General features: G+C 73.1%; 13 protein-coding genes. 6 read left to right on the top strand and 7 right to left on the bottom strand.

The features are described 5' to 3' along the window. Nucleotides 1-139 precede the first annotated feature (139 nt). Nucleotides 140-1,573, top strand: a complete 1,434-nt coding sequence (gene rox, locus ACGFI2_RS28515; RefSeq protein WP_393522670.1) for a rifampin monooxygenase — start codon at nt 140-142, stop codon at nt 1,571-1,573. Between the two features lie 22 nt (nt 1,574-1,595). Here rox and ACGFI2_RS28510 read toward each other — a convergent pair whose 3' ends face one another. From ACGFI2_RS28510 to ACGFI2_RS28480, 7 genes are all read right to left on the bottom strand, one after another. Further along, nucleotides 1,596-2,444 (bottom strand): MerR family transcriptional regulator, encoded by an 849-nt coding sequence (locus ACGFI2_RS28510; RefSeq protein ID WP_393522667.1) that lies wholly within the window; start codon nt 2,442-2,444, stop codon nt 1,596-1,598. A 52-nt stretch (nt 2,445-2,496) separates the two neighbouring features. Then, entirely contained in the window at nt 2,497-3,465 is a 969-nt protein-coding gene (locus tag ACGFI2_RS28505; RefSeq protein ID WP_393522665.1) for a TAXI family TRAP transporter solute-binding subunit, read from the bottom strand. Further along, on the bottom strand, nt 3,462-3,854 hold the full coding sequence (locus ACGFI2_RS28500; protein WP_091071202.1) for a roadblock/LC7 domain-containing protein: 393 nt from the start codon (nt 3,852-3,854) through the stop codon (nt 3,462-3,464). Before ACGFI2_RS28500 ends, ACGFI2_RS28505 begins: the two co-directional genes overlap by 4 nt. Next, nucleotides 3,851-6,229: a nitrate- and nitrite sensing domain-containing protein gene (locus ACGFI2_RS28495; protein WP_393522662.1), complete on the bottom strand. Its 2,379-nt coding sequence runs from the start codon at nt 6,227-6,229 to the stop codon at nt 3,851-3,853. Before ACGFI2_RS28495 ends, ACGFI2_RS28500 begins: the two co-directional genes overlap by 4 nt. Nucleotides 6,230-6,293: 64 nt before the next feature. Continuing rightward, nucleotides 6,294-7,313: a TAXI family TRAP transporter solute-binding subunit gene (locus ACGFI2_RS28490; protein WP_393522659.1), complete on the bottom strand. Its 1,020-nt coding sequence runs from the start codon at nt 7,311-7,313 to the stop codon at nt 6,294-6,296. Next, on the bottom strand, nt 7,310-9,553 hold the full coding sequence (locus ACGFI2_RS28485; protein WP_393522656.1) for a TRAP transporter fused permease subunit: 2,244 nt from the start codon (nt 9,551-9,553) through the stop codon (nt 7,310-7,312). The genes ACGFI2_RS28490 and ACGFI2_RS28485 overlap by 4 nt, the downstream gene beginning before the upstream one ends. 490 nt (nt 9,554-10,043) lie before the next feature. After that, entirely contained in the window at nt 10,044-10,304 is a 261-nt protein-coding gene (locus ACGFI2_RS28480) for a flavin reductase (RefSeq protein ID WP_393522654.1), read from the bottom strand. A 201-nt stretch (nt 10,305-10,505) separates the two neighbouring features. Here ACGFI2_RS28480 and ACGFI2_RS28475 point away from each other — a divergent pair, with 201 nt between their 5' ends. The 5 genes from ACGFI2_RS28475 (at nt 10,506) to ACGFI2_RS28455 (ending at nt 15,978) form a co-directional block, all read left to right on the top strand. Further along, entirely contained in the window at nt 10,506-10,718 is a 213-nt protein-coding gene (locus ACGFI2_RS28475) for a hypothetical protein (RefSeq protein WP_393522651.1), read from the top strand. 148 nt (nt 10,719-10,866) lie between these two features. Further along, on the top strand, nt 10,867-11,883 hold the full coding sequence (locus ACGFI2_RS28470; protein WP_393522649.1) for a YihY/virulence factor BrkB family protein: 1,017 nt from the start codon (nt 10,867-10,869) through the stop codon (nt 11,881-11,883). A gap of 206 nt (nt 11,884-12,089) precedes the next feature. After that, nucleotides 12,090-13,268, top strand: coding sequence for an ROK family protein (locus tag ACGFI2_RS28465; RefSeq protein ID WP_393522647.1), 1,179 nt, complete (start codon nt 12,090-12,092; stop codon nt 13,266-13,268). Between the two features lie 56 nt (nt 13,269-13,324). Beyond that, nucleotides 13,325-14,893, top strand: a complete 1,569-nt coding sequence (locus ACGFI2_RS28460) for a sugar ABC transporter ATP-binding protein (RefSeq protein WP_393522644.1) — start codon at nt 13,325-13,327, stop codon at nt 14,891-14,893. Continuing rightward, complete coding sequence (locus tag ACGFI2_RS28455) at nt 14,890-15,978, top strand: ABC transporter permease (protein WP_393522641.1); 1,089 nt, start codon at nt 14,890-14,892, stop codon at nt 15,976-15,978. The genes ACGFI2_RS28460 and ACGFI2_RS28455 overlap by 4 nt, the downstream gene beginning before the upstream one ends. Nucleotides 15,979-15,991 lie beyond the last annotated feature (13 nt).

Here is a 15,991-nt window from a genome sequence, read left to right as displayed (position 1 = left end):
GGCAAAAGGAAAGGCAAGGAGTCGTACGCTCCCTGCCACTCTCAACGTATATCGCACCCCGGGTCTTGCGGCAAGACCCCGGTGCTGTTGAAGAATCTCCGTCCGACGCCGGAATGTGGCACATCGAACGGGGGATTCCATGATCGACGTGATCATCGTGGGCGGCGGACCGACCGGCCTGATGCTGGCCGCCGAACTGCGGCTGCACGGGGTACGGGTGGTCGTGCTGGAGCGGGACGCGGAGCCGACCAGGGTGGTCCGCTCGCTCGGCATGCACGTGCGCAGCATCGAGGTGCTGGACCAGCGCGGCCTGCTGGAGCGCTTCCTCGCGGCCGGGAAGACGTTCCAGCTCGGCGGCTACTTCGCCGGCATCACCAAGGCGTGGCCGCAACGGATGGACACCGCGCACGACTACATCCTCGGCATCCCGCAGCCCGTCACCGAGCGGCTGCTGGCCGAGCACGCCACCGAGGCCGGCGCCGAGATCCGGCGCGGCAACGAACTCGTCGAGCTGAGCCAGGACGAGGACGGGGTGACCGCCGAGCTGGCCGACGGCACCCGGTTGCGCTCGCGTTATCTCGTCGGCTGCGACGGCGGTCGCAGCACGGTACGCAAGCTGCTGGGCGTCGGCTTTCCGGGCGAGCCCACCAGATTCGAGACGCTGCTGGGCGTGATGGAGCTGACCGCGCCGCCGGACGAGGTGATGGCCGTGATGACGGAGGTGCGCAAGACCCAACTGCGCTTCGGCGCCGGGCCGGTCGGGGACGGGGAGGGGCTGTACCGCGTGGTCGTGCCCGCGGCCGGGGTCGCGGAGGACCGCACCGCCCCGCCGACCATCGAGGAGTTCCGGCAGCAGCTGCGGGCCACCGCCGGCACCGACTTCGGGGTGCACTCGCCGCGTTGGCTCTCCCGGTTCGGCGACGCCACCCGCCTCGCCGAGCGCTACCGGGTCGACCGGGTGCTGCTGGCCGGCGACGCGGCGCACGTCCATCCGCCGCTGGGCGGTCAGGGGCTCAACCTCGGCATCCAGGACGCGTTCAACCTGGGCTGGAAGCTGGCCGCGCAGGTCGGCGGGTGGGCGCCGGAGGATCTGCTGGACACCTACCAGGCCGAGCGGCAGCCGGTGGCGGCGGACGTGCTGGACAACACCCGCGCACAGACGGAGCTGATGTCCCTGGAACCGGGTCCGCAGGCGGTGCGGCGGCTGCTGGCGGAGCTGATGGACTTCGAGGAGGTGAACCGCTACCTGATCGAGAAGATCACCGCGGTCTCGGTCCGGTACGACTTCGGCGAGGGCCACGAGCTGCTCGGCCGGCGCCTGCGCGACCTGAAGCTGGAGCGCGGCAACCTGTACGGGCTGATGCACGCCGGACGCGGACTGCTGCTGGACCGGACCGGCGGGCTCGCGGTGACGGGCTGGGCGGATCGGGTCGACCACGTCGTGGACGCCGGCGCGGACCTGGACGTGCCCGCCCTGCTGCTGCGGCCGGACGGGCACGTGGCGTGGGTCGGTGACGATCAGCGGGAGCTGCTCGACCGGCTGCCCCGGTGGTTCGGGGCCGCCGCCGACTGACGGTGCGGTCGGTCCTTCGCGATCAGGTCGCGACCCGCACCGGCACCTGCATCTCGGTCACCCACCGGTCGAGGTCGTCCGGCGGGCAGTCCAGGTAGACCTCGCGGGCGAAGCCAGGCTCGACCGCCCGGTGGCCGTTGTCGTCGATCCAGTTGGCGATCTTCTGCCCGGTCCGGAACGCCTCCGACATCGGACCGTGGTGCAGCGCGGTCGCCGCGTACGCGACGGGCGGGAGCGTGACCATCTCGAACCCGGCGGCGGCGTCCACCTCGGCCGATCCGACCGGGAACGCCGCGTGCACCCGGATCGTCTCGTCGCCCGGCGCGGACGGCGCCGGCTCGTACCAGGCGATCGGCGCGCCGGTGATGTCCACCCGGTGCCGCTCCAGCAGCTCCATCAGCCGCGGGTAGAGCGGGCTGAGGTTCTCGGTGATCGACGTCGGGTGGTCGTAGCCGGTGGCGGTGCCGGACAACTGCGCCACCCGGATCGCCGGGATGCTCTTCAGGACGACGTCTCCGGTGTCCATGTGTCCCTCGCTCTCGATCATGCGGAGTCGCGCGTCGACCTGGGCCAGGCGTGCGGTGTCCTGCCGCATGCGCGCGGCCAGCTCGGCCCGGCGCAGGCGCAGCATGCCGCGCAGCTCCGCGGCATCCACCTCCTCGTCGATCAGCGCCTGCACCTCTTGCAGGCTGAAGCCCAGGTCCTTCAGGGCGGTCACCCGGTTGAGCAGGCGTAGTTGCACCGCGGCGTAGAAGCGGTAGCCGCTGTGCGGATCGACGTGGGCGGGACGCAACAGGCCGATGGCGTCGTAGTGGCGCAGCATGCGCACCGACACCCGGCCCAGGCCGGCGAACTCTCCGATACTGAACATGGTCCCCCCAGCCTCGGCCCTGACACCGTGTGAGGGTCAAGCACGCGGGGTCTCAGCCGCTGCGGTAGAACCGCTGGGCGCCCGGATGCAGCGGGATCGGCTCGGTCAGCGCCGCGCTGGCCCGGGAGAAGTTCGCCGCCTCCGGGTGCACCTTGACCAGCTCGTCCTGCCAGGTGAACAGCACCCGGGTCAGGTCGTACGCGAGCTGGTCCGGCATGTCCGCGGCCACCAGGATCACGTTCGCCACCGTGATGGTCGGTGTCGGCTCCGGCGTGCCGTAGGCCTCCTTCGGCAGGAGGGCGGTGGTGTAGACCGAGCCGTAGCGCGCGCCCAACGGCTCGATCAACTCGGTCAGCGGCAGCAGCCGGAACTTCCCGGGCGCCGCCGAGAGCAGGTCCTTGACGCCCGGGGTGGGTAGCCCGCCGGAGAAGAACATGGCGTCCAGGGTGTCCGCCCGCATCCGCTTGACGGTCTCCGGCAGCGACAGGTTCAGCCGCTGGATGCCCCGGTTCGGATCGATGCCGGCGGCGGTGAGCAGGCGCCCGGCGATGATGTCCGTGCCGGACCTCGGCGACCCGGTGGAGACCCGCTTGCCGCGCAGGTCGGCGAAGCTGCCGATCTTGCCGTCGGCGCGGACGATCACATGGGTGTAGTTGCTGTACACCCGGGCCAGCGCCCGCACCGGCTGCGGTTGCTTGTCGAAGACACCCCGCCCGTTGACCGCGTCCGCGGCCGTGTCGGCCAGGCTGAACGCGATCTCCATGTCGCCGCTCGCCACCCGGGTGATGTTCTCCACCGACGCCCCGGTCGGCTCCGCCCGCGCCTCGTAGCCGGGCAGGTGCCGGCTGATCAGGTCGGCGTACCCGCCACCGAGCTGGTAGTAGACGCCTGTGGTGTTGCCGGTGGCCAGGAAGATCCGCCCGCCGTGCCACGCCGGCGCGTCGGTGTCCCCGCCGCCGCAGCCGGTCACCAGCACGGCCGACAGCAGCGCGGCGACCAGTCGCAGCGGGCGGCCGGTCACTGCCGGACCGCCGGCTCCAGCGCCTCCGCCACCCGCTGCACCAGCGTCGCCGTCTCGTAGCCGATCTGGCCCAGGTCGCAGCCCGGCGCGGCGAGCACGCCGAGCAACGCCCGTTCGCCGACCGCCATCACCAGCATCACCCCGCCGTCCATGTCCACGATCTGCTGGCGTACCCGGCCGGCCGACATCAGCCGGGCCGCGCCGACGGTCAGGCTGGCCAGTCCGCTGATCACGGCGGCGAGCTGGTCGACCTGGTCGGCGGAGAGGTCGGGGGAGGAAGCCAGCCGGAGCCCGTCCTCGGAGACCGCGAGCGCGTGCGAGACGTCCGGCACCTGCTCGGCGAAGTTCGCCAGCAGCCAGTCGAGTCCGGCGGTAACGGGTGTGGTCATGGCGTTCTCCCGGTAGGTGTGGTGGTGGTCGGGGCACGGCGGGTCGCGCTGGCCACCCCCTCGGCGAGGGCGGACAGGCGGGCGCGTACCACCTCGGGGTCGAGCAGGTTCGTCGCCGGCGGCGGCGCGGTGGTGCTGGGCATCGGCGCGGGCAGGCTTTCGCCCCGGGTCCGGCGGGGCAGCCCGGCGCCGGTGGTCGACACCGGCGCGGGCGGCGCGCTCGTCGGGCGGATGCGCGCCACGCTCGGCGCCAGCAGGGCGTTGCCCGGCGGGCGTACCGCGGCGACCCCGCGCGCGCCCGGCGGCCGGCCGGCGACCGGCGCGGCGGCGACCAGGCCGTGCGGGCCGGCCGGGCGCGGCGCCCCCGGCGCGGCGCCGGGCTTGAACCACGGCGCGGCGGGCCCGTGCGGCGACCGGCGTTCGGTGACCGGCCGGCGGGTCACCGACTCGACCCGGGTCAGCGCCGACTCGGGCACCTCCACCTGGGCCACCGTCCCGCCGCCGGCGTGGTGCAACTGCACCCGGATGCCGTGCCGGGCGGCCAGGTGGGCCACCACGTGCAGGCCCATGCTCCCGGCCGCGGCGCTGGACAGCGTCGCCGGCGCGGCGAGCCGTTGGTTGATCTCGGTCAGCCGGCTGTCGCTGATGCCGATGCCCTGGTCGTGCACGCGCAACACGAGCCCGTCGACGGTCCGCCGCCCGTCCACCAGCACCCGGGAGTCCGGCGGCGAGTAGACGGTGGCGTTCTCCAGCAGCTCGGCCAGCAGGTGCACCAGGTTGCCGGCGGCCGCGCCGTGCACCGCGGCCGTCGGCACGTCGATCTCCACCCGGGGGTAGTCCTCGATCTCCGAGGCCGCCGCCCGCGCCACGTCGTCGAGGAGCAACGCGCCCTCGTGCCCCCGGCCGGGCTCACCACCGGCGAGGACCAGCAGGTTCTCGCCGTTGCGGCGCAGCCGGGCGGCGAGGTGGTCCAGCGCGAAGAGCCGCGCCAGCGCGTCCGGGTCGGTCTCCTCGCGTTCGAAGTCGTCCAGCAGCCGGAGCTGCCGGGTGATCAGCGTGCGGATGCGCCGGGCCAGCGCCTCGGCCATCCGGGTGACGTCCAGCCGCAGCTCCGCCTGCTGACCGGCCAGCCGCAGCGCCGCCCGGTTGACCGTGTCGAACGCCTCGGCGACCTGCGCCACCTCGTCCCGGCCGCGGCGGATCCCGTCGGTCGTCCGGGTGGCCGGACCCTCCACCGGCGCGCCCTCGCCCGACGCGATCGCGGTGATCCGTTCCGGCAGCTCCCGGTTCGCCATGGTGAGCGCCGCGACCCGCAACCGGCGCAGCCGGCGGCTGGTGCGTACCGCCAGCAGCACGGCGGTCACCAGCGAGCCGAGCGCGACGGTGCTTGTCGCCCCGGCGGTCGCCAGCGCGCGTAGCCGGGCCGTGCCGGCCAGCTCGGCGGCGTCGGTGTCCAGGTCGTCGGAGAGTTCCCGGCCCAGCAGGTTGTACCGGCGGATGGTGCCGCTCTGCGCCACGTACCAGGCGTCGCCGTCGGTCCGCAGCGACTCCGGCTCGCCGTCGGTGTCGAGCACCGCGTCGCGCATCCGCCGGGCCGCCGTCACGTCGGCGCCGTCGACCACCCGGTACCAGGCGCCGTTCGCGGGACCGGAGGCGATGCGGAGGAACTCCGCCTGGCGTTGCTCCCGGGCGCCCCGCAGCCGGCCCAGCCGGGCCAGCTCGCCACGTTCCAACACGCCGCGCACGAACACCGCGCGCAGCAGGTCGCGCTCCAGCGCGGAGAGGTGCTCCTGGGCGGCCACTGCGGCGACCTCGCGGGCCTCGTTGGCCAGCCCGGCGTCGCGGAGCTGGCTGGGCAACGCGTCCGCGACCGCGAGCAGCGACTCGACCAGGGATCCGTACGCCGGGTCGCCGCGCTCCCCGGTCACCGCGAGGGCGCGGGCCGGGCTGAGCTGGTCGAGGTGGCCGTTCGCGTCGTCGAGCACCCGGGCGAGGTCCGGCGCGGCGCGGCGGGCCTCGCCGCCGGCCGAGCGGTACCGGTCGACCGCGGCGTCCACCCGGCGTCGCTGGGCGTCGACGAGGGGCCGGCCGGCGTTGCCGCCGCGCTGGCGCAACGCCGCCGTCTCGCCGAGCTCGCGTTCCAGCTCGTGCACCAGCCGCACGGTCGCGGTGGCGGTGCCGGCCAGCACCCGCGCGCGGTCGGCGTCCGCGGACGCGTCCAGCGCGGCACCGGTCTGCGCCGCGCCGAGCACCACCAGGCCGGCGGTGGCCACCAGGATCGGCGCGAGCAACTGGACCCGGACCGACCGGAGTTGCCCGGTACGGTCCGCGGAACGGTGGTGCCGGCGTACGCGGGCGGGTTGGGGCAGCGGCACGGGGGTCTCCGGGTCGGGTGTCGGTGGGCCGGGCCCGGACGCGGGTCCGGGCCCGGCCGGTCGGTCAGCTCGCGCCGAGGTCGGTGAGCGCCCGGTCCGCGCCCCGGTGCAGCGGCACCGGATCCGTCTTGCGGGCGTTGCCCAGCTGGATGCCCTTGGCGGCCGGGTTCGCCTGGGCCAGCGTGTCCTTGCGGTCGAAGACGGTCCGGGTGATCGCGCAGGCCACGTCCGCGTCGAGGTTGTCGCGCACCAGCAGCACGTTGGGCACCACGATGGTGGACACGTCGGCCGGCGTCCGGTAGACGTCCTTGCCGATGGTGCCGGCCTGGTACGCCGGGTTCAGCTCGGCCATCTTCGGCAGCAGCGGGCTGAGGTCGAGGAACGTCACCTTGCCGCCGGCGGTGGTGAACAGGTCGGTGACCCCGCCGGTCGGGATGCCGCCGGACCAGAAGAACCCGTCGATGCTGCCGTCCTTCATGCCGTCGACGGTCTTGGTGAGGTCGAGCCGCTGCGCCTGGATGTCCTTGGCCGGGTCCAGCCCGGCGGCGGTGAGCAGCCGGTTGGCGATGACCTCGGTGCCGGACTTGGGCGAGCCGGTGGAGATCTTCTTGCCCTTCATGCCGGCCACCGAGGTGATCCCCGCGTCGGCCCGCACCACCACCTGGGTGTAGTTGTCGTAGATCCGGGCCAGCGCCTTGACCGGCTGCGGCGAGCTGAAGCTGCCCTTGCCCTGCACCGCGTTGACGGCGGTGTCGAACAGTGAGAACGCCACGTCGTACTGGCCGGCGACGAGCTGTTCGACGTTCTGCACCGAGGCGCCGGTCTCGGCGGCCGTCCCGGTGAGCTTGCCGTCGCTGGTCTTGGCCAGCTCACCGGCGAGCGCGTTGCCGACCACGTAGTAGACCCCGGTGGCGTTGCCGGTGGCGATGCCGACCCGGGTGTCCTTGGTGACCTTGCAGGTGATGTCGCGGGCGGCGTCGTCGGTCGCCGCGCCGTCCTGCCGGCCCCCGCATCCGCCGGCGCCGGCGGCGATCAGGGCCAGCGCCCCGACGCCCGCCGCTATTCGCGTGTCGATCCGTCTCACTCTCTGTCCTCCCCATGGTCCACGGACTCCAAGGCCGACGGGCGGCGGGCGCCACGCCGGACGTACACGCCCGCGACGGCCAGCGCGGCGAGCGCCACGCCGATCGTCATGGGCAGCGGTTCCAGCCAGAGCAGCACCAGCCCGGCGACCGCGCCGAGCAGCCGTTCCGGCGGGCCGGCCGGGCCGACGCCTGGTAGCCAGCCGCCGGCCGCGACGGCCAGCACGGCGACGCCGAGCGCGGAGACCGACCCGGCCAGCGCGATCCGTCCCGCCCCGCCGATGCCGAGCAGACCGAGGCCGGTCGGCGTGATCACGAAGGCGAGCGGGATGAGGTACGCCGGCAGCGCGTACCGCAGGGTCTGCCACATGGTCGGCACCAGCCGGCCGCCGGTGACCGCCGCGGCGGCGACCGCGGCCAGCGCGGTCGGCGGCGAGACCTCGGACAGCACCGCGAAGTAGAAGACGAACATGGCCGCGGCGGGGGCGGCGACGCCCAGGTGCAGCAGCGCCGGCCCGATGATCACCCAGCCGATCACGAAGGACGCGGTGACCGGCACCGCGAGGCCGAGCAGGCTGAGCGCGACCGCGGCGAGCACGGCGGTGAGCGCCAGCACCACGGCCGGCTCCGAGCTGACCGCCTGCGCGCCGCCGACCAGCAGCGCCGCGGCCTGCGGGCCGAGGCCGGTCTTGGTGGTGGTGGCCGTGATGATGCCGGCCGCGGCGCACACCGCGCTCACCGCCAGCACCCCGCGCACGCCGTCGCGCAGCGCCGCCACCAGCCGCGCCGGGGTGAGCCGGTGCCGCCGGTCCAGGAAGGACAGCGCGGCGGCGAGCACGGTGGCGATCACCACCGCCCGCATCGCCGAGGCGCCCAGCGCCAGCACCACCACGATCACCACGAGCGAGAGGAAGTGGTAGCCGAAGCGGGCCAGCAACCGCCAGGCCGAACCGGTGTCGAGCACCACCGGGCGTACGCCCGAGCGGCGGGCGTCGATCTCGACGGAGAGCAGGATGCCCAGGTAGTAGAGGACGGTCGGCACGGTGGCCCAGCCGAGCACCTGGAGGTAGGACACGCCCAGGTATTCCGCGATGATGAAGGCGGCGGCGCCCAGCGTCGGCGGGGAGAGGATCGCGCCGACACCGGCGGCGGCGAGCATGCCGCCGGCCCGCTCGGCCGGGTAGCCGGCACGGCGCAGGATCGGCCAGGTCACCGCCCCGATGCTGACGGTGGTGGCGGCTCCGGAGCCGGACACGGTGCCGAGCAGGAAACCGGAGGCGACGGCGGTCCGGCCGGCGGCGGTGCGGGAACGGCGGAACGCGGCGGCGGAGAGTTCCACGAAGAACCGGCCCGCTCCGGAGAGGTCGAGCACCGCGCCGTAGATGGTGAACAGCACGATGTAGGTGGCGGCCACGTCGAGCGGGGTGCCGTAGAAGCCGCTGTCGGAGTTGTAGAACGCGTCGACCAGTTGCCCGAAGTCCAGGCCGGCGTGCGCGACCGGCCACGACTGTGGGAGCAGCCCGCCGTAGTAGCCGTAGCCGAGGAACAGCAGGCACACCGCGGGCAGGATCCAGCCGGTGGCGCGCCGGCACGCCTCCAGCAGCAGGAGCAGCAGGCCGGTGCCGAACGCCACGTCCATCGGGTCGAGCAGGCCCTGCCGGTCGAGGAAGGCGTCGTAGCCGCCGCCGCCCGCGCCGAGCGCGAACGGCAGCACCGGATAGAGGCAGACCACGAGCGCGGCGGCGGCCAGCAGCCGGTCGACCACCGTCGGCCCGGCGCGCTCCGCCCCCCGCCGCACCCCCGAGGGGTACGCCAGGAAGACCATCGGCAGTACGCCGGCGAGGAAGATGACGAGGTAGTACTTGCTGCCCTGCGGCAACGGGAAGAACACCTGCCGGAGCGTCAGCAGCGCGACCGCGACGGTGATTCCGGTGAAGAGCATCCCGAGCGGCCCGGAGAGGACCCGGCCGGGTTTCTCCTCCTCGAAACGCGCGGCGAGTTCACGGGTGTCGGGGTGCGCCGGGTCCCGCATGTGGTGGCGCGTCTCGCCCGGCCCGTCGTCCGCCCACGCCGGGTCGGTGACGTCCCCCCCGTCCGGCGGGAGCGGCACTGCGGTGCCGTCCACTTCGGACCCAACCGGATCGCCGGCGGGCGGCCGGGGTGACTGGGGAGTGGCGTCGGAGGGGCGAACGGGTGGCACGAGGGGGGACGATACGCGAATGGCGGACGCGTTGGGAACCATTGCCGATCGTGATTGCATTGAGTGACGAAACGCGGATTCGCTCACTCACCGCGCACTCATTTTGAATAGCTTTCGCGATTGCTTGCTGAAAGGCGGAAGTGCGGGTCGGCAGTTCGGTCGGTATGGCGAGTTAGGCCCGCTTCCAACGATGAAATCGTGCGATCACTGACCGTAGTCATGATCACCGACCGTGTCCGCCCGGGGTGCACCGCCCCCATCCGCACCCCGAGAATGGCGTAGATCTTGGTGCGAAGTCGCCCGGCCGTTCGGGCTGCCGCGCAGCGCATAAAAAAGGACAACAGGTGCAAGGCGGTCCTGCTTTCCGGTCGGATCTCGTGCCAGGTAGGGCGGGTGGCGAGTTTCGGTCAAAGATCGACACCAGCTCGGTGAGGTGGGGGCATCCCGGCCGGCCGGATAGCGCCACTTCGCCGAGCTGGCGTCCGGCCACCCGGTCGGCCCCGGCCACTGGCAAGGCGGGTCCGTCTTCCGGTCAGATCTCGGTCGGGCGGGGTGTGCGGGCCCAGGTGACGAAGCGCTGTGTCAAGTCCTGGGGGGCGGTGTCGTCCCGTGCGGCGGCGAGATCGGCCGTCGCCTCGCACAGGAGCGTGCCGAGGTGCACCAGCAGCGCGATCCGGTCCTCGCGGTACTCACCCAGCAGCGCCAGCCGGGCCGGGGAGCACGGCCATGCGGCGCCACAGATCCGGCAGCGCCAGGAGGGGCGCGCCGCGACGTGGGGGCGGTATCGGGGCATGGGTGAACCTCCGTCGCAGTGGGGAGGGGCGTCGGCGGACCTCGTCGTGCGCCGACGCCCCCGGCCTGGTTCCGCCCGCCGTCCGATCCCGGGGAGCGGTTCCGCCACGTGACAGTCTGGTGAGGACGCGACCACGGTGGGAGATCCGGCGCGGCGACGGCGAGCGCGTACGGCGCCTGGCCTGGGGTCAACGGCCCGTTCGTGATCGCCACCTCGCCGCACGGCGAGGACGTGGTCTACCAGGAGGGCCAGCTCCACGCGCAGGTCATCGACCGCGCCGACCACGTGCGGCAGATGGTCGAGGTGTGGGAGTCGATCCGGGGTGAGGGCGCTGTCGCACCAGCAGTCCCTCGAACTCGTGACAGAAGTGGCGGAGACACGGACCTGAACGGCGCCCGGTTCGCCCCGCGCTGACCGGAGCCGTTCCGCCGAGGTGGCGGTGTCGCGGCGCTCGCGACCCCGCCACCTCGGCGACCTGGCGTGGATCACGACCCGTAGGTGGTTATCCGACCTCCCCTCGGGGCATGTCGTGCGGTGACGACATGACGACGAGGGGGGTGTGATGGCCGGCGACGAGTCTCCCGTCCGCGACGAGCGCGACCGCACCGGGCCGGTGGGGCCGGACGACGGGCCGGACAGCCCGACCGACCTGCCGGGTCCGGGTTGGGTGGCGACGCTGAAGCGGACCGTCCGGGAGTTCCAGGACGACAGCCTGACCGACTGGGCCGCCGCGCTCACCTACTACGGCGTGCTCTCCATCTTCCCGGGCATGCTGGTGCTGATCTCCGTGCTCGGCCTGCTCGGCGAGCGGGCCACCAACGGGGTGCGGGACACGGTCGGCCAGGCGGTGCCGGAGGAGAACATCCGGAAGATCATCGAAAGCGCGATCGACCAGGCCGGCCAGTCCGGCGGGCTGGCGAGCGTCGCGGCGGTGATCGGTCTGGTCACCGCGTTCTGGTCGGCGTCCGGGTACATCGCCGCCTTCATGCGCGCCTCGAACAGCATCTACGACGTGCCGGAGGGCCGGCCGATCTGGAAGACGCTGCCGATCCGGCTCGGCGTGACCGCGGTGATCGGCGTGATGCTGCTGATCAGCGCCGTGATCGTGGTGTTCACCGGTGGGCTGGCGGAGCAGGCCGGCAACGCGATCGGGCTCGGCTCAACGGCGGTCACGGTGTGGAACATCGCCAAGTGGCCGGTGTTGTTGGTGCTGGTCAGCCTGATGTTCGCGCTCCTGTACTGGGCCTCGCCGAACGCCCGGCACGGCGGCTTCCGCTGGGTCAGCCCGGGTGGCGTGCTCGCCGTGGTGCTCTGGCTGGTGGTGTCCGGCCTGTTCGCGCTCTACGTCAGCAACTTCGGCTCGTACAACAAGACGTACGGCGCGGTGGCCGGTGTGATCATCTTCCTGGTCTGGCTCTGGCTGAGCAACGTGGCCATCCTGCTCGGCGCGGAGTTCGACGCCGAGCTGGAGCGCAGTCGCGCCATCGCCGCCGGGCACCCGGCCGACGAGGAGCCCTACGTCGAGCTGCGCGACGACCGCAAGCTCCGCAAGAAGCGCAACGCGCCGACCTCGCGCTGAACCTGACCGCGCCGCCCCGCCCGGGTCTCTGCCGGGCGGGGCGGCGCGTTTTCATGATCCGGAACTCTCTTTTGTTCGGATGGACAAAAGTTTCCATCGAACGTGCCGAAGCTATGGACACGTGACCCGGAAGGCTCCTACTGTGTCGGACACGACACATCGCCATCGCGTCGATGTGCACGATTCCGATGCGGAGGTGACTGCGGGTGCGGACGGTCGACCCCCTGCACGTGCGGCTCCTGCGGCTGCTCCGGGACGAGGGCGCGGTCTCCCGCGCCGAGCTGGGTGACCGGCTCCAGATGCCCCGCCCCCGGCTGCTCGCCGAGTTGGAGCGGCTGGTCGCCCTCGGCTATGTGGCCGAGGCCGGGCTGGCCGCCTCCCGGGGCGGGCGCCGCTCCACGCTTGTCGAGTTGAGCCCGCGCCTGCGCTTCGCCTCGGTCGACCTGGGTGCCAGCTCGATCGACGTCGAGGTGGTCAACGGCCGGTTGGAGCCGGTGACCGCCTACACCGAACCGGCCGACATCCGATCCGGCCCGAAGGTGACCCTGCAACGGGTCAACGACCTGCTGCACAAGGCCAAGGTCGACGGCGCGTACGAGCGGCTCGACGCGATCGGCATCGGCGTGCCCGGGCCGGTGAGCTTCCGCGACGGGGTGCCGGTCTCCCCGCCGATCATGCCGGGCTGGGACCGCTTCCCGGTCCGTGAGCTGCTGACCCGCGAGCACGGCTGCCCGGCCGTGGTCGACAACGACGTCAACATCATGGCGATCGGTGAGCGGCACGGCGGCGTGGCCCACTCGGTCGACGACTTCCTCTTCATCAAGATCGGTACGGGCATCGGCTGCGGCATCTACCTGCACGGCGAGGTCTACCGGGGCACCGACGGCTGTGCCGGCGACATCGGCCACATCCAGGTCGACCCGAACGGTCCGATGTGCTCCTGCGGGAACGTCGGCTGCCTTGAGGCGGTGTTCAGCGGCGCGGCGCTGGCCCGGGAGGCGACCGCCGCGGCCCGCGCCGAGGTGTCACCGGCCCTGGTCGAACGGATCGCCGCCCGGGGCGCGGTGACCGCGCTGGACGTGGCGCAGGGCGCGATCGAGGGGGACGTCACCTGCATCCAGCTCATCCGCGACGGCGGCCGGCGGGTCGGCAGCGTGCTGGCCGGCCTGGTCAGCTTCACCAACCCGTCGATGATCGTGATCGGCGGCGGGCTGGCCCAGCTCGGCCACATCCTGCTGGCCGAGATCCGCAGCGTGGTCTACCGCCGCTCGCTGCCGCTGGCCACCGGCAACCTGCCGGTCGTCCTCTCCGAGCTGGGCCCGCGCGCCGGCGTCGCCGGCGCGGCCGTGCTGGCCAGCGACGTCGCGTTCGGGGAAGCCGCATGAGCGAACGCACCGAGCGGAGCGAGGGCCGTGATCAGCCCCGCATGAAGGGGGTCGAGGTGGGCACGGAGCAAGAGCCGCTGGTCGAGGCGCCCGCCGACGCCGTCGCGGGCGAGGTGGTGCTGCGCCTCGACGACGTGGTGAAGACGTTCCCCGGCGTACGCGCGCTGGACGGCGTGCGGCTGGAGGTGCGGGCCGGCGAGGTGCACTGCCTGCTGGGGCAGAACGGCGCCGGCAAGTCCACCCTGATCAAGGTGCTCGCCGGGGTGCACCGGCCGGATTCCGGCGCGGTGGTGTGGCGGGGCGAGCCGGCCGCGTTCGCCGACCCGCAGGCCGCCATGCGCGCCGGCATCGCCACCATCTACCAGGAACTCGACCTGGTCGACGACCTGTCGGTGGCGGAGAACGCGTTCCTCGGCCACGAGCCGCGCCGGTTCGGCTTCGTCCGGCGCGGGCAGATGGCCCGGCGTACCCGGCAGATCCTGGCCCGGCTCGGCCACCCGGAGATCCCGCCGGGGCGGCTGGTCCGGCACCTGCCGGCGGCCGGGAAGCAGATCGTCAGCATGGCCCGGGCGCTGTCCCACGAGGCCCGACTGATCATCATGGACGAGCCGAGCGCGGTGCTGGCCCACGACGAGGTGGGCAACCTGTTCCGGATCATCCGGGAACTCACCGCGCAGGGCATCGCGGTCATCTACATCTCGCACCGGCTGGAGGAGATCCGCGAGATCGGTGACCGGGTCACCGTACTCAAGGACGGCCGGACCACGGCGGCGAGTCTGCCGGCGCGCGACACCCCGACCCGCGACCTGGTCGCCCGGATGACCGGGCGGACCATCGAGTACGTCTTCCCGCGGCGCCCGGCTGACGACGGCACCGGCGCGGAGCTGCTGCGGGTGGAGGGGCTGACCCGGCACGGCGAGTTCGCCGACGTGTCGCTCGGCGTCCGGGCCGGGGAGATCGTCGGGATCGCCGGGCTGGTCGGCTCCGGCCGCTCCGAGCTGCTGGAGACGATCTTCGGGGCTCGCCGGTCGCACGCCGGGACGGTACGCCTCGACGGCCGGGCGCTGCGCCCCGGCAGCGTCGGGGCGGCGGTGCGGGCCGGCATGGGCATGGCGCCCGAGGAGCGCAAGAGCCAGGCGCTGCTGCTGGGCGAGCCGATCTACCGCAACGTCACGCTTGCCACCTTCGGCCGGTACGCCCGCCTCGGCTTCACCGACGCCGGGCGGGAGCGGGCCGAGGCGGACCGGATCGCCGCATCGCTGGAGCTGCGGCCCCGGGACGTACGCCGCCCGGTGCGCACCCTCTCCGGCGGCAACCAGCAGAAGGTGGTGGTCGGCCGGTGGCTGCTCGGTGACACCCGGCTGCTGCTGCTCGACGAGCCGACCCGGGGCGTGGACGTGGGCGCCCGGGCCGAGCTCTACCAGGTCATCCGCGACCTGGCCGCCCGGGGCGTCGGGGTGTTGCTGGTCTCCAGCGAGGTGCCCGAGGTGCTGGGCCTGGCCGACCGGGTGCTGGTGATGCGGGAGGGCCGGCTGGTCCGGGAGGCCCCGGCCGGCGAACTCGACGAGAACACCGTGCTCGACCTCGTCATGGCGGGGTCCCTCATGGAAGGCGCTCCGGCATGAGCGAAGCCACCGACACCACGCTCCCCGCACAGTCGCCGCCGGTGGACCGGGCGGAGACCGCCAAGGCCGACGCGGCGGCCCGGCTCTCCTGGTGGCGCGGCGACGGCGGGGAGGGCGCCAAGCGCAACCTCGGCCTGCTGGCCACGCTCGTGGTGCTGGTGGTCATCGGCATCCTGACCCGCCCCGACCTCTACGGCGACCCGAACTGGGTGTGGGGCAACACGCTGACCATCCTCAAGCTCGCCTCGGTGGTCGGCGTGGTCACGGTCGGCATGACCTTCGTGATCATCGGCGGCGGCATCGACCTGTCGGTCGGCGCGATCGTGGCGCTGGCCGGCGTCTGGTGCACCACGCTCGCCACCCAGAGCTACGGCGCCGGCGGCATGATCTTCAGCGCGCTCACCGTCGGGCTGGCCGTCGGCGTGGTCAACGGGCTGCTCGTCTCGTACGGGCGGTTGGTGCCGTTCATCGCCACGCTGGCCATGCTGGTCGCCGCCCGAGGGCTGGCCGCGGAGATCTCCGACAAGCAGACCCAGGTCTCCACCAGCTCGTTCATCAACGGCATCGCCACCACGAACGTGCTCGGCATTCCGCTGCTGGTCTACATCCTCGCCGCGGTCGTCGCGGCCGGCTGGGTGCTGCTCAACCGGACCACCTTCGGCCGTCGCACGGTGGCGGTCGGCGGGAACCCGGAGGCGGCCCGGCTCGCCGGCATCAACGTGCGCCGGCACACCGTGCTGCTCTACGCGCTCTCCGGCCTCTGCTGCGGCATCGCCGCGGTGATGCTTACCGCGCAGGCCACCTCCGCCCAGGCGGCGATGGCCAACCTCTACGAGCTGGACGCGATCGCCGCCGCGATCATCGGCGGCACGCTGCTCAGCGGCGGGCGGGGCACCATCATCGGCTCCCTGCTCGGGGTGATCATCTTCTCGACGATCACCAACCTCTTCGCCATCAACGGCCTCTCCACCGAGGCCCAGAACATGGTCAAGGGCGGCATCATCGTCGTCGCCGTCCTGGTCCAGCAGGTGCAGTTCCGCAGTCTGACCCAGTTCCTCGCCCGCAACCGGGCCACCACCACCTGACCCACCGCACCGC

Source organism: Micromonospora sp. NPDC049282, assembly GCF_043197045.1.
Lineage (GTDB): Bacteria > Actinomycetota > Actinomycetes > Mycobacteriales > Micromonosporaceae > Micromonospora.
This window is presented reverse-complemented; position numbering and strand designations above follow the sequence as displayed.

What these genes read in the sequence shown, in the direction of transcription:
- rox (WP_393522670.1), top strand. Translation starts at nt 140, where the DNA reads ATGATCGACGTGATCATCGTGGGCGGCGGACCGACCGGCCTGATGCTG.
- ACGFI2_RS28510 (WP_393522667.1), bottom strand. Translation starts at nt 2,444, where the DNA reads ATGTTCAGTATCGGAGAGTTCGCCGGCCTGGGCCGGGTGTCGGTGCGC.
- ACGFI2_RS28500 (WP_091071202.1), bottom strand. Translation starts at nt 3,854, where the DNA reads ATGACCACACCCGTTACCGCCGGACTCGACTGGCTGCTGGCGAACTTC.
- ACGFI2_RS28485 (WP_393522656.1), bottom strand. Translation starts at nt 9,553, where the DNA reads ATGGTTCCCAACGCGTCCGCCATTCGCGTATCGTCCCCCCTCGTGCCA.
- ACGFI2_RS28480 (WP_393522654.1), bottom strand. Translation starts at nt 10,304, where the DNA reads ATGCCCCGATACCGCCCCCACGTCGCGGCGCGCCCCTCCTGGCGCTGC.
- ACGFI2_RS28470 (WP_393522649.1), top strand. Translation starts at nt 10,867, where the DNA reads ATGGCCGGCGACGAGTCTCCCGTCCGCGACGAGCGCGACCGCACCGGG.
- ACGFI2_RS28455 (WP_393522641.1), top strand. Translation starts at nt 14,890, where the DNA reads ATGAGCGAAGCCACCGACACCACGCTCCCCGCACAGTCGCCGCCGGTG.